Source organism: Halopseudomonas sp. SMJS2 (genome assembly GCF_029866945.1).
Lineage (GTDB): Bacteria > Pseudomonadota > Gammaproteobacteria > Pseudomonadales > Pseudomonadaceae > Halopseudomonas > Halopseudomonas bauzanensis.
The window spans coordinates 2,460,416-2,474,768 of the sequence record NZ_CP123445.1; the positions used below are offsets into that span (position 1 = coordinate 2,460,416).

The window sequence follows — 14,353 nt, forward strand, 5'->3', positions numbered from 1 at the left end:
ATGCTGTGTTTTTCCTGATAGCCACACGGCCACCAACGGACCACTTTGAACGTACCCTTGACTATCCATCGCTTCAGCATCGAGCCCGTAGACCCACGGCGCTTCGCCAGTCTCTGCGGTCAATTTGATGAAAACCTCCGCTTGATCGAACAACGCCTCGGCATCGAAGTCCGCAACCGCGGTAACCATTTCGAATTGATCGGCGACCCTGCTATTACGCGGTCCGCCGAGGCGGTCCTGCGCCAACTATATCGCGAGACGCGGGACAACAAGGACCTGCCGCTGGATACCGTGCATTTGTATCTGCAGGAGTCCGGGCTGGAGAATCTCAGCGAATCGCTGCAGCACAGCGACGGCCACAAGCCAGTGGTACTGCGCACCAAGCGCATGACCATCCAGCCGCGCGGGCCAAATCAGCAGGCCTATGTGCGCTCGATCCAGGAGCATGACATCAACTTCGGCATCGGTCCGGCCGGTACCGGCAAGACCTACCTGGCGGTGGCCTGCGCGGTGGACGCGCTGGAACGCGAGCAGATTCGCCGCATTCTGCTGGTGCGCCCGGCGGTAGAGGCCGGTGAGAAGCTCGGCTTCCTGCCTGGCGACCTGTCACAGAAGATCGACCCCTATCTGCGCCCGCTGTATGACGCGCTCTACGAAATGCTCGGCTTCGAACAGGTGGCCAAGCTGATCGAAAAACAGGTGATCGAAGTCGCGCCGCTGGCCTACATGCGCGGCCGCACACTGAACAACAGCTTCATCATTCTCGATGAGAGCCAGAACACCACGCTGGAACAAATGAAGATGTTCCTCACGCGCATCGGCTTCGGCTCCACCGCAGTGATCACCGGTGACATCACCCAGGTCGACCTGCCGCGGGGCACCCGCTCGGGTCTGACCCACGTGATCGATGTGCTCAAGGATGTGAAAGGCATCGGCTTTACCCACTTCAAGTCCAAGGACGTGGTGCGCCACCCCCTGGTCCAGCGCATCGTCGAAGCCTATGACCGCTTCGACAGTCGCCAGGAGCAGGAACAGCAGCAGCGCAAGGAGCGCCGCGATGACCGTTGAGGTAGACATACAAAGGGCCACCGATGCGCCAGGGCAACCCGATGATGACAGCCTGATCCGCTGGGCCGCCCTGGCCCTGCGGAACAAGCCGGGTCAGGAACTGACCATCCGCCTGGTCGATGCCGAGGAAAGCCAGACCCTGAACAACGAGTATCGGCACAAGGACTATCCCACCAACGTGTTGTCCTTCCCCGCCGACCTGCCTCCCGAATTGGATATCCCGCTGCTGGGCGACCTGGTCATCTGCGTTCCGGTAGTCAATCGCGAGGCCGCCGAACAGGGCAAGCCGGCTGCCGCACACTGGGCGCATATGGTTATCCATGGCTGTCTGCACCTGCTGGGCCACGACCATATCGAGGACGACGAAGCCGAGGCAATGGAGGCGCTGGAACGCCAGCTGCTGGCCGAACTGGGTATCGCCGATCCCTATCTTGAAACCGACGAGTGATGAGTAACGACCCCATGAGCGAAGATCGATCGAGCAACGGACATAAGTCCTGGCTGGAGAGACTGACCCAGGCTTTTGTCCATGAACCCCGCAACCGTCAGGAACTGCTCGAGCTGCTACGTGAAGCGCAGCGCAATGAAGTTCTCGATATCGAAGCGCTGGCGATCATCGAGGGCGCACTGCAGGTCGCCGACATGCAGGTGCGCGACATCATGATCCCGCGCTCGCAGATGACCACCATCAAGGCCGCCCAGACACCTCGCGAGTTCCTGCCCTCGGTGATCGAGGCAGCTCATTCCCGCTTCCCCGTCATCGGCGAAAGCATCGACGATGTGCTCGGTATCCTGCTGGCCAAGGACCTGCTGCCGCTGCTGCTGGAAGAGAACACCGATCGGTTCAATATCAAGGACGTCCTGCGTCCGGCCACCTGCGTGCCCGAGTCCAAGCGGCTCAACGTGTTGCTCAAGGAGTTCCGCTCGACCCACAATCACATGGCCGTGGTGATTGATGAATATGGCGGCGTGTCCGGACTGATCACCATCGAAGACGTACTGGAACAGATCGTTGGCGATATCGAGGATGAACACGATATCGATGATGAGGATTACATCAAGGAGCTGCCCACCGGCGACTTCCTGGTCAAGGGCCTGACGCCGATCGAAGAGTTCAATGATCACTTCAGCACCGGTTTTTCCGACGAAGAGTTCGATACCTTCGGCGGGCTGGTGATGAACGCCTTCGGGCATCTGCCCAAGCGCAACGAGATCGTCGAACTGGATGGCTTCCGCGTGCGCATTCTCAATGCCGACAGCCGTCGCGTCCACCTTCTGCGAGTCAGCCTGATTCAGCCCTGACGTTGAAGCGAGCATACTTGTGGGAGCGGACAAGCCCGCTCCCACAAAACCGCCACTCACAAGGCCATCTGTAGGGCGGATAAAATGGATGTTTGATGAGAGTCGCCATGCTACTGCTGGATAAATTGCTTGTTACCCTGCGCGCGCCCGGCTGGCGCGGCGACCTGCTTGCCCTGCTCGCCGGGGTGTTGACTACCCTGTCGTTCACCCCCTTTGACATCTGGCCGCTGGGTCTGCTGTCGGCCGCCCTGCTCTATCAGGGCCTGCATGAGCTGACCGGACGGCAAGCCCTGTGGCGAGGCTGGTGCTGGGGGCTGGGTCTGTTTCTCAGCGGTATATCCTGGGTCTATGTCAGCATTCACGTGCACGGTTATGCACCACCGGCACTGGCGGCGTTGCTGACCGGCGGGCTGGTTGCCGGGTTGGCGTTGATTCCGGCAACCGCCGCCTGGCTATGGGCGCGCTGGCTGCGGCCTGAAAAGGGTCTCTGGCTGGCTGCGACCGGTTTCGCTGCGCTGTGGGTGGCACAGGAATTTTTCCGTAGCTGGTTTCTTACCGGCTTCCCCTGGCTCTATCAAGGCTATGCCCATACCGATACCTGGCTAGCCGGCTGGGCCCCGCTGGGTGGCGTCTGGCTGCTCAGTTTTCTCAGTGTGTTCACTGCCTGTCTGCTCAGCGAAGGGCGGTTCTGGCGAAAGCCCCGCCAGGGATTGCCGGCAGCCGTACTGTTGATCGCCATCTGGGGCGGCGGCGCCCTGCTCACCCAGGTACAGTGGACCCGGCCAGCCGGCACGCCACTGTCGGTGGCGCTGATCCAGGCCGACATCGAACAGTCCCGCAAGTGGGACCCGGCGCACATCGACTATACCCTGGCTACCTACCGGGACATGAGCTACGCCCAGCGCGCCGATCTGATCATCTGGCCGGAAACCGCCGTGCCCGTGCTCAGCAGCAGTGCCATGCCCTTCGTTCAGGGCATGGCCGCCAATCTGGCGCAGCAGGGCAGCACCCTGATCACCGGGATTCCGGTGGACGAGACCGACGCTCACGGCGAGCGACGCATTTACAACGGCATCATGGTCGCCGGCGAGCAGCCCAACCAATACCTGAAACACAAGCTGGTGCCCTTCGGCGAGTATGTGCCACTGGAAGACGTGCTGCGTGGGCTGATCGCGTTCTTTGACCTGCCCATGTCGAACTTCTCCCGGGGCCCACAACAGCAGGCGCCGCTGGAGGCCGCCGGTCATCGGCTGGCACCGATGATCTGCTATGAAACCGTTTATCCCGATTTCGCCGCCCGTCTGGCTGCTCAGAGCGAGCTGCTGATCAGCATCAGCAACGATAGCTGGTTCGGCGAGTCCATCGGCCCTCTACAGCATCTGCAGATGGCCCGCATGCGCGCCATCGAGAGTGGCCGCTGGATGATTCGCGGTACCAACAACGGCGTCACCGCACTGATCGACCACCGGGGAGACATTACCGCCCGGATACCACAATTCACCCAGGCCGCCCTGCACGGTTATGTACAGCCCCGCGAGGGACTCACTCCCTGGTTGCGCTGGGGCAGCTGGCCTCTGGGGACGTTAGTGGTGGCGGCTCTCCTGGTGTGCATGCTCGCTCGCCGCAAGCACTGAGGGCGATGCCGCCAGGCGGTCAAGCTGCATGGTACCGAGGATCTGCCGCAGCAGCTGCATGTCCTGTTGGGTCAGGCCATAGACTTCCAGCTCGGTCGGCACGCAGGGCTGACCAGCCATCCATTGCCGAGTGCGCGCGACATCGAGAGCCTGATCAAGGCGGCGCAACAACCGTCCGTACGAGGAATCGTGACTACCAGCTGGAATCTCCCGCTGCACATGTTTCATGTGTTTTCTCCCTAAAATATGACTGCCCAGAACAGCTGGACAACCTTTGCCCTCAGCATAGACCCGACATCTGATTTCTCCCGGCAGCGGCGACGAATGGCAGTAGCTGAGGGCCGACAGCCTTTTCCTTCCCGCCGTGCGGCCACCTGACGCAACAGCCCCTACCTGTGCCGGGCCCGGTGGTGTATCCTGCCTCATTCCTTTTTTCCCCTGACATACGAGTCGACATACAGTCCACGCCCATGCAAGAACAGTATTCTCCCCGCGATATCGAACACGCCGCCCAGACCGCCTGGGATCAAACCGACGCCTTCAAGGTGGAGGAGACCCCGGGCCGCGAGACCTACTACTGCCTCTCGATGTTTCCGTACCCGAGCGGCAAGCTACACATGGGTCACGTGCGCAACTACACCATCGGTGACGTGATTGCCCGCTATCAGCGCATGCAAGGCAAGAATGTACTGCAGCCAATGGGCTGGGACGCCTTCGGCATGCCAGCGGAAAACGCGGCGATGAACAACAAGGTCGCCCCCGCCGCCTGGACCTATTCCAATATCGACTACATGCGCAACCAGCTGAAAAGCCTGGGGTTGGCAGTCGACTGGTCCCGCGAATTCGCCACCTGCACTCCCGAGTACTACCGCTGGGAGCAATGGCTGTTCACCCGGCTGTTCGAGAAAGGCGTGATCTACCGCAAGAACGGCACCGTCAACTGGGACCCGGTCGACCAGACCGTACTGGCCAACGAGCAGGTCATCGACGGCCGCGGCTGGCGCAGTGGCGCGCTGATCGAGAAGCGCGAGATCCCGATGTACTATTTCCGTATCACCGATTACGCGGAAGAGCTGCTCAGCTCGCTGGATAACCTCACCGGTTGGCCGGAGCAGGTCAAGACCATGCAGCGCAACTGGATCGGCAAGTCGGTAGGCATGGAAGTGCATTTCCCCTACGACCAGGCCTCCATCGGCCACGCCGGCAAGCTCAAGGTGTTCACTACCCGCCCCGATACCCTGATGGGCGCCACCTATGTGGCCGTGGCCGCCGAACACCCGCTGGCCGCCCAGGCCGCCGAAACCGACCCATCGCTGCTTGCATTCATCGATGAGTGCAAGCGCGGCGGCGTTTCCGAAGCCGACATAGCCACCCAGGAAAAACAGGGCCGCGCCACCAGCCTGTTCGTCGAGCATCCGCTGACCGGCGAAAAACTGCCGGTATGGATCGCCAACTACGTCCTCATGGGCTACGGCGAAGGCGCGGTCATGGCCGTACCGGCCCACGACGAGCGCGACTTTGCATTCGCCAGCCAGTATCACCTACCAATCAAGCCGGTTATCCGCACCTCGGCTGGCGACACCACGCCAGAGCCCTGGCAGGACGCCTACGGTGAAAAGGGCATGCTGATCAATTCCGAGGAATTCGACGGCCTGGATTTCGACAGCGCCTTCACCGCCATCGGTGAAGTGCTCAAGCAGAAGGAACTGGGCGCGCCGCGTACCCAGTTCCGCCTGCGCGACTGGGGCATCAGCCGTCAGCGCTATTGGGGTTGCCCGATCCCGATCATCCACTGCTCCAACTGCGGTGACGTACCGGTGCCGGACGACCAACTGCCCGTGGTGCTGCCCGAAGATGTAGTGCCTGACGGCGCCGGCAGCCCGTTGGCCCGGATGCCCGAGTTCTATGAATGCACCTGCCCACGCTGCAACCAGCCGGCACGGCGCGAAACCGACACCATGGATACCTTCGTCGAAAGCTCCTGGTACTTCGCCCGCTACGCCAGCCCGCACTACGACAAGGGCATGGTCGACCCGGCCGCAGCCAACCACTGGCTGCCGGTGGATCAGTATATCGGTGGTATCGAACACGCCATCCTGCACCTGCTATATGCGCGTTTCTTCCACAAGCTCATGCGTGACGAGGGCCTGGTCGACTCGGACGAGCCGTTCAAGGACCTGCTGACCCAGGGCATGGTATTGGCCGATACCTACTACCGGATCGATGCCAAGGGCGCCAGAACCTGGTTCAACCCCGCTGATGTCGAAGTCGAACGCGATGCCAAGGGCAAGGTCGTCCGTGCCCACCTGGCCAGCGACGGGGGGCCGGTGGAAATCGGCGGTACCGAGAAGATGTCCAAGTCGAAGAACAACGGCGTGGACCCTCAGGCGATGATCGACCAGTACGGCGCGGACACCTGCCGGCTGTTCATGATGTTCGCCTCGCCGCCGGATATGAGCCTGGAATGGTCCGACTCCGGCGTCGAAGGTGCCCAACGCTTCCTGCGTCGTGTCTGGCGCCTGGCCCAGCAGCATGTCGGTAGCGGCCGGCCCGCCGCGTTGAGCGTCGACAACCTGACCGACGCCCAGAAAGACGTGCGCCGTGCCACCCACCTGGCCATCCGTCAGGCCAGTCAGGATATCGGCCAGCATCACAAGTTCAATACTGCTATCGCCGCAGTGATGACGCTGATGAACGTGCTGGAAAAAGCACCACAGGCCGAGGACCAGGATCGCGCAGTACTGCAGGAAGGTCTGGAAACCGTCACCTTGCTGCTGGCACCCATCGTCCCGCATATAAGCCATGCGCTGTGGCAGGCATTGGGCCAGCAGACACCGGTGATCGACGCACCCTGGCCAGTGCTGGACGAAAGCGCCCTGGTGCAGGACAGCCTTAAGCTGGTCATCCAGGTCAATGGCAAGCTGCGTGGCCATATCCAGGTGCCAGCCGATGCCAGTCGCGAAGCAGTGGAAGCTGCTGCCCGCGCCAATGAAAACGTGCTGCGCTTTACTGAAGGTCTGAGCATCCGCAAGGTGATTGTGGTGCCGGGCAAGCTGGTCAATATTGTCGCCAACTGATACGCAACGGAGAATCGGCATGCCACTGCAACGTCCACGTCATCTGCTGAGCTGTGCGGTACTCGGCGCCAGCCTGCTGCTCAGCGCCTGCGGCTTCCACCTGCGCGGTACCGGGGTCGATAACGTCAAGCTGGAAGAACTGAATGTCACCGCCCGCAACAGTTATGGTCCTACCTACCAGAGCGTGCTGGAAGCATTGCAGGCCAACGGGGTGGACGTGCGCAGCTCGGCGCCCTATCACCTGCAGTTGCTGAATGAGAACCAGGAACGCCGCGCGGTCACCTATACCTACCGGGCAACCCCGGCCGAGTACGAGCTGACCAGCGAACTGACCTTCCAGATCAGCGACCGCCAGGGCCGTCCCCTGATCGGGCCCGAGACCTTCACCACCTATCGGGTCTACGTCAACGACAAGGACAACCTGATCGGCACCAGCGAAGAGGAAGCCCTGTTGCACCGCGAAATGCGTCAGGACCTGACCCGTCAGTTGATGTTCCGCCTGTCGAGCATTTCCGCCAGCGACCTCGCGGCCCGCGAACAGAAGCTCGACCAGCAGGCTCCCTGAGTCGTGAAACTCAACGCGACCCAGCTGCAGCGCCAGCTCGGCGACGGCCTGGCGCCAGTATATGTCGTCAGTGGGGACGACCCGCTGCTCACCGGGGAAGCGGCTGACCTGATCCGCCAGGCCTGCCGCGATGCCGGCAGTGAGGAGCGGCTGGTATTCCATGTGGACCGCAGCTTTGAATGGGGTCAGCTGCATGACGCCAGTCACAGCCTGTCACTGTTCGCCCAGCAACGGCTGGTAGAGCTGCGCATCCCCGGTGGCAAACCCGGCGACGAGGGTGGCAAGGCGCTGCTGGCGTGGCTGGATAATCCACCGCCGGATACCACCCTGCTGGTGACCCTGCCCAAACTGGATGGCAGTACCCAGCGCAGCAAGTGGGCCAAGGGGCTGATCGAACATGAGCACAGCCGCTTCCTGCAGATCTGGCCGGTGGAAGCACAGCAGTTGCCGGGCTGGATGCGCGACCGCCTGGCCGCTGCCGGGCTTCACGCCACGCCCGAAGCACTGGATCTGCTCAGCGCCCGGGTCGAAGGCAACCTGCTGGCTGCCGCTCAGGAGATCGAGAAACTCAAGCTGTTTTGCGACAGCGGTCAGCTGGATCTGCAGACAGTGCAACAGGTGGTCGCCGACAGCGCCCGTTTCGACGTTTTCAACCTCACCGATGCTTTGCTCCAGGGTGAACCCCAGCATGGCCTGCGCATACTGCATGGGCTAAAGAGTGAAGGTGTGGAAGCGCCGGTGGTGCTCTGGGCGGTCAGCCGCGAGCTGCGCAGCCTGCACAACATGGCCCACGATCTTGCCCGGGGCATCCCCCAGGACAAGGTCTTTGCCAGCCAGCGCCCGCCGGTATGGGACAAGCGCAAGCCGCTGCTCTCCAGGGCCTTGCAACGCCATCCGGTGACTGTCTGGGAACGTCTGCTGCGCCTGGCCCAGCAAGCCGATGAACAGATCAAGGGCCAAAGCCCCGGCTCACCCTGGGACAGCCTGGCGCTGATCGTGGTGCAAGCTGCCGGCACTCGTCTGTCCCTGGCTGCAGGCTGATATCCAGAGCCCAGCCCGCAAACCTCAAGCCCTGCTGCCCCACACCCATCAACTTTGGGGTCGTTCAATTTGTGAGAGCGGCCTTGGCCGCAAAGCCTTTCCCGCCAGCCTCCTGGGACGGTCGAGCACCAGCTCGACCAGCGGGTTACCAGAACAGCTCAAGGCCGCGCCAGAATCAACGTTCCCAGTGGCGGCAGGTCCAGGCGCAGGGAACAGGGCTGGCCGTGACTGTCGCGCTCCTCGGTCCACACTTCTCCCTTGCTGCCCGCACCCGAGCCGGCGAAAGCATGGTCATCACTGTTCAACAGTATTTGCCAGCCCCCCGCTTCGGGCACACCGACCCGATAGTCGCTGCGCAGCACCGGGGTGAAGTTGTGCACCACCAGCACCATGGCTCCGTCCTCGCCCCGCCGTAGCCAGGCATAAACGCTGTTGCTGCTGTCGTCACCGATCAACCATTGGAACCCGTCGGCACTGTGATCACGCTGGTGCAATGCCGGTTGCTCGGTATACAGCCGATTCAGCTCTCGCACCAGATCGTGTACGCCGCGATGGTCGTCATAGCTGAGCAGATACCAGTCCAGCTGCGCATCATGGCTCCATTCGCGCCACTGGCCGAACTCGCAGCCCATGAACAGCAGTTTCTTGCCCGGGTGGCTCCACATGAAGGATAGGTACAACCGCAAGTTGGCGAATTGCTGCCAGCGGTCGCCGGGCATCTTGCCGAGCAACGAGCCCTTGCCGTGCACCACCTCGTCATGGGAGATCGGCAGAATGAAATGCTCGGTGAAGGCATATAACAACCCGAAGGTGATCTGCTGATGATGATGCCGGCGGTGCAGCGGATCTTCCTTGATGTAATTGAGGGTGTCGTGCATCCAGCCCATGTTCCACTTGCCGGTAAAACCCAGGCCACCTTCCCGGGTCGGTTGGCTGACGCCCGGCCAGGCGGTGGACTCCTCCGCGATCACCAGTGCGCCTGGTGCTTCAGTGGCGACCACATCATTCAGGTGTCGCAGGAACTCGATGGCCTCCAGGTTCTCCCGGCCGCCGTGGCGGTTGGGTATCCATTCGCCGCTCTTGCGTGAGTAGTCCCGGTACAGCATGGACGCCACCGCATCGACCCGTAGCCCATCGACATGATATTCGCGCAGCCAGTGCAGCGCCGAGGCCAGCATGAAGCCGTGCACCTCGGTACGCCCCAGGTTGTAGATGTGGGTATCCCAGTCCGGATGCCAACCCTCGAAGGGATGGGCATATTCGTAGAGCGCGGTGCCATCGAATAGCCCCAGCCCGTGGGCGTCGCCCGGAAAGTGCGCCGGCACCCAATCCAGAATGACGCCGATGCCAGCCCGGTGGCAGGCGTCGACGAAGCCGGCGAAGTCCGCCGGCGTACCATGCCGGGCGGTGGGAGCGAACTGCGACAAGGGTTGATACCCCCAGGAGCCGCCAAATGGGTGCTCCATCACCGGCAGCAATTCGATGTGGGTAAACCCCATATCCTGCACATAGGGAATCAGCTGCTCGGCCAGTTCCGCCCAACCCAGCGGCTCACCACCAGCTTCACTGGTCTGCCGCCAGGAGCCGGTATGCACTTCGTAAATCGCCAGCGGTCTGGTATTGGACTGACGCCCCGCCCGCTCGTCCATCCAGTGCTGGTCACCCCACTGGAAATCCGTCCCGGCAGCTACCACCGAACCGGTGGCCGGCGGTTTCTCGGTGGCCAGCGCGACGGGATCGGCCTTCAGTGGCAGGAGTCCGTCCTGGCCAAGGATTTCGTATTTGTAGACCTCACCCGGGCCAAGCCGGGGAATGAACAATTCCCAGATGCCGCCGCCTGGATGCAGCCGCATGGGGTGCCGGCGGCCATCCCAGCTGTTGAAATTGCCAACCACCGACACCCGCCGGGCATTCGGCGCCCAGACCACGAAACGCACGCCAGACACACCATCGGCCACCCAAGGCTGGGCACCGAAGCATTGGCCGAGACGGCGATGGTTGCCTTCACCGAACAGGTAGATATCCATCTCCCCCAGCTGCGGGCCGAAGGCATAGGGATCTTCTGTTTCCTGCACCCCACCGTTCCAATGGATACGCAGGCGGTAGCGGCGACGCTGGTCGAGTGCGCTGGTGAACAGGCCCGGAACAGGCTCGTCCATGGGGCCGATCAGTTGTCCGTCCTCATCCAGCAATTGGACTTCCAGCGCACCCGGTTGCCAGGTACGCACCTGGACGACGCCATCCTGATCATGGGGGCCGAGGAAGGCAAAGGGATTGCCGTGTTCGGCACGGATCAGGGCCTGGATATCCCCATTGTCAGTGCTCATCCGGTTGCTCATCAGGGCCGTTCTCCATCAGCGATTTGCATAAACCAATCAATCCTCCCAAGGGCACGTCCAGCCAGTCGGGCCGGTAACGGGCCTCGTAATCCACTTCATAGGCCGCCTTTTCGATACTGAACAGCGCCAACGCCGCCGGGGTGCCCTGCTCCGCCCAGGTATGGGGCAGGTCGCTGGCAACCTCCAGATAAGATGTCAGAAAGGCGTGCGCGGCCTGCTCGCGATAGGCCGCGCAGATATGTTGTCGGGCCTGCTGTGCCTGCTCCGACTGATCGGTGCCGTGGATGCTTCGCAGCGCCATTGCTCCAGCGTAATCGAAGGAGCGCAGCATGCCGGTGACGTCCTTCATGGGGCTCTGACGCTCACGCCGCTGCGGCAGGCTGCGGGTTGGCTCCCCCTCGAAATCGATGAAACAGGCATCGCCCTGCACTACCAGCACCTGCCCCAGGTGCAGATCGCCATGCACGCGGATGCGCACGCCTCCAGTACAGCGTTGCGCCAGCGCTTTCACCGCCTCGCTCAGTTCTCCACGCCGCGCCAACAACCATTGGGCCTGTTCGGCAGCCACCGCGTCGAGCTGCGCGCGATGTTGATCGATTGCGTTGAGCGCGCCCTGCAGTTGTTCGCCGATATGTTCACCCCACTGAGCACAGTCAGCCTGGGTGGCAACTGCGAAACCGAAGCCCTCGCCGCCCTGCGGGTCGGCCAGCAACAGGTGCATTTCGCCCAGACGCCGACCCAACGTGCCGGCAAAGGCCTGCAATTCGGCCAGCGCCGTGTACTGGTTCTCCTGCTCTGACAGCCCACCCGCCAGTTGATCACGGATGGCCCGCTCCAGGGTGTCGCGAGTCCATTGCCAGGCATCCCCCTGGCTGTCCACATAACCCTGCAGAATCATCAGGGTATGGCTCTCGCCGGTTTCATCGATGCGCTGCACCTCGCCCAGCAACGGTGCGATAGCAGGAAACTCACGTTCGGTGAGAAAGCGGCCCATTTCGATTTCCGGGTGTATGCCGGGCATCACCCGGCGGATGACCTTCAACATCATCCGCTCACCGATGAGCACCGAGGTATTGGACTGTTCCACTGCCAACGGCAGGATTTCCTCGTCGGGCCGCTCCTCCTGCTGCGCAAGCTTGGCCCCGGCGCTGAAGCGGATCTCCACGCCCTGCTCGTACACCACCTGATGGCGGCGCATATTGTCGATTACCTTGCGGGTAAAACCCGGCAACATGGTGGCATCGGTCAGCAGTCCCAGTCGTGGTCCGCGACGCAGGCGCGCCAGCGCGAAGGCCGCAGCGGTCTGACCGGACATGTCCGGTGTATCGGTATTGCGCAGATAGCCCAATGGCAGCTGATAGTGCGCGTCTCCCACCGTCACCTCACAAAGCACGCAGGGCTCGCTCTGTTCGCAGAAAGGGATCGCATAGCGCAGCCGAATTGGCTCACCGGCGTCGGTCGAGCCGGAAAACCAGCGGCGCTTGGCCAGCCACTGGGGCAGGATTTCCCGCTCCAGCACTCGACGGCAGGCGTCCTTCAGCAGGTCGGCCATATCGTGCTTGATGACCAGGGTGGCCAGCTCCGGCAGCGATTGCACCGGCTCGATATGCCAACTGGGCATCTGGCTTTCATCCGCCAACACGAACCAGTAGAAGCCATAGGGCGGCAACGTCAGCAGATAATGCAGCTGGCCGATCGGTGGAAAGCTGCTGCCGCCCAGCATTTCCACTGGCACCTTGCCGGCCCAGGCAGATAGATCCAGCTCAGTAGCCTGGGCCGCCCGCGACAGGTTGGCGACGCACAGGATGATCTCGTGGCGGCCCTCCTCGGTGGTGAACTCGCGCAGATAGGCGATGACCTTGCGGTTGGCCGGCGCCAGCATCTTCAGCGTGCCACGGCCAAAGGCTTGCTGCTGCTTGCGGACCGTGAGCATGCGCCGGGTCCAGTTCAACAGCGAATGGGCATCGCGGGCCTGGGATTCGACGTTGACGGTCTGGTAGCCATACAGCGGATCCATGATCGGCGGCAGCACCATGCTGGCCGGGTCGGCCCGGGAGAATCCACCGTTGCGGTCGGTGGACCACTGCATCGGCGTACGTACGCCATCCCGGTCGCCAAGAAAGATATTGTCGCCCATGCCGATCTCGTCACCGTAATACAGTGTTGGCGTGCCCGGCATGGACAGCAGCAGGCTGTTGAGCAGCTCGATACGCCGCCGGTCACGCTCCACCAGCGGCGCCAGGCGCCGGCGAATGCCCAGGTTGATGCGCGCACGGCGGTCCGCCGCATAGTAGTTCCACAAGTAGTCACGCTCCTGATCGGTCACCATCTCCAGCGTCAGTTCATCGTGATTGCGCAGGAAGATCGCCCACTGGCAGTTGTCCGGGATGTCCGGTGTCTGGCGCAGGATATCGGTGATCGGGAAACGGTCTTCCTGGGCGATGGCCATGTACATGCGCGGCATCAGCGGAAAATGGAAGGCCATATGGCATTCGTCGCCCGGGCCGCCGTCCTCGCCCCCAAAATACAGCTGGGTGTCCTCGGGCCACTGGTTGGCTTCGGCCAGCAACATGCGGTCGGGATAGCTGGCATCCAGCTCGGCGCGAATCTTCTTCAGGACCTGGTGGGTTTCCGGCAGGTTCTCGTTGTTGGTGCCGTCGCGCTCGATCAGATAGGGAATGGCGTCCAGGCGCATGCCATCCACCCCCATATCCAGCCAGAAGCGCATCACCGACAGCACCGCCCGCAGCACCTGGGGATTGTCGAAATTCAGGTCCGGCTGGTGCGAGTAGAAACGATGCCAGAAGAACTGGCCTGCGACCGGGTCCCAGGTCCAGTTGGATGTTTCGGTATCGAGGAAGATGATGCGCGTGCCCTGGTAGATCTGATCGGTATCGGACCAGACATAGAAGTTGCGCGCCTGCGAACCCTTGGGTGCCAGCCGCGCCCGCTGGAACCAGGGATGCTGGTCGGAGGTATGGTTGATCACCAGCTCGGTGACCACCCGCAGGCCGCGCTTGTGCGCTTCGCGAATGAAGCGGCGCACATCGGCCATGCTGCCGTAGTCCGAATGCACCCCGCGGTAATCGGCGATGTCATAGCCGTCATCGCGCCGGGGCGAAGGGTAGAAAGGCAACAGCCAGAGCGTGTTCACGCCCAGATCGACGATGTAGTCGAGCTTCTGGATCAGGCCCGCGAAATCACCGATGCCATCGTTGTTGGCATCGAAGAAGGACTTCACGTGAATCTGATAGATGATTGCATCCTTGTACCAGCACGGGTCGTTGAGAAAGGCTCGTGCTCGGGCTCGTCTTGCCATGATCACAC

General features: G+C 62.3%; 10 protein-coding genes. 7 read left to right on the top strand and 3 right to left on the bottom strand.

What is annotated here, in order from left to right; genetic code table 11:
• Positions 1-45 precede the first annotated feature (45 nt).
• From QAO71_RS11620 to lnt, 4 genes are all read left to right on the top strand, one after another.
• A complete protein-coding gene (locus QAO71_RS11620) occupies positions 46-1,068 on the top strand; it encodes a PhoH family protein (protein WP_036988682.1) in 1,023 nt (340 codons plus the stop codon).
• Positions 1,058-1,516: an rRNA maturation RNase YbeY gene (gene ybeY, locus QAO71_RS11625; RefSeq protein WP_074777979.1), complete on the top strand. Its 459-nt coding sequence runs from the start codon at positions 1,058-1,060 to the stop codon at positions 1,514-1,516. Before QAO71_RS11620 ends, ybeY begins: the two co-directional genes overlap by 11 nt.
• Before the next feature lie 14 nt (positions 1,517-1,530).
• Complete coding sequence (locus QAO71_RS11630) at positions 1,531-2,370, top strand: transporter associated domain-containing protein (protein ID WP_036990042.1); 840 nt, start codon at positions 1,531-1,533, stop codon at positions 2,368-2,370.
• 95 nt (positions 2,371-2,465) lie between these two features.
• The gene (lnt, locus tag QAO71_RS11635; RefSeq protein ID WP_280164489.1) at positions 2,466-4,004 is read left to right on the top strand and encodes an apolipoprotein N-acyltransferase; all 1,539 of its coding nucleotides are present in this window, start codon (positions 2,466-2,468) and stop codon (positions 4,002-4,004) included.
• Here lnt and QAO71_RS11640 read toward each other — a convergent pair.
• Positions 3,954-4,232, bottom strand: coding sequence for a hypothetical protein (locus QAO71_RS11640; protein WP_036988679.1), 279 nt, complete (start codon positions 4,230-4,232; stop codon positions 3,954-3,956). The two genes, lnt and QAO71_RS11640, sit on opposite strands and share 51 nt — an antisense overlap.
• Positions 4,233-4,474: 242 nt before the next feature.
• On the opposite strand from QAO71_RS11640, the gene leuS reads away from it, so the two are divergent.
• Genes leuS through holA form a run of 3 tightly spaced genes read left to right on the top strand, consistent with a single transcriptional unit; the run spans position 4,475 to position 8,687 of the window.
• Complete coding sequence (leuS, locus tag QAO71_RS11645; RefSeq protein ID WP_280164490.1) at positions 4,475-7,081, top strand: leucine--tRNA ligase; 2,607 nt, start codon at positions 4,475-4,477, stop codon at positions 7,079-7,081.
• 19 nt (positions 7,082-7,100) lie between these two features.
• The gene (gene lptE / locus QAO71_RS11650; protein WP_280164491.1) at positions 7,101-7,646 is read left to right on the top strand and encodes an LPS assembly lipoprotein LptE; all 546 of its coding nucleotides are present in this window, start codon (positions 7,101-7,103) and stop codon (positions 7,644-7,646) included.
• Between the two features lie 3 nt (positions 7,647-7,649).
• Entirely contained in the window at positions 7,650-8,687 is a 1,038-nt protein-coding gene (holA, locus tag QAO71_RS11655; RefSeq protein WP_280164492.1) for a DNA polymerase III subunit delta, read from the top strand.
• A gap of 158 nt (positions 8,688-8,845) precedes the next feature.
• Here the strand turns inward: holA and glgB are convergent, their stop codons facing one another.
• Positions 8,846-11,014: a 1,4-alpha-glucan branching protein GlgB gene (glgB, locus tag QAO71_RS11660; RefSeq protein WP_280164493.1), complete on the bottom strand. Its 2,169-nt coding sequence runs from the start codon at positions 11,012-11,014 to the stop codon at positions 8,846-8,848.
• Positions 11,004-14,345, bottom strand: coding sequence for a maltose alpha-D-glucosyltransferase (gene treS / locus QAO71_RS11665; RefSeq protein WP_280164494.1), 3,342 nt, complete (start codon positions 14,343-14,345; stop codon positions 11,004-11,006). Before treS ends, glgB begins: the two co-directional genes overlap by 11 nt.
• Positions 14,346-14,353: the final 8 nt, after the last annotated feature.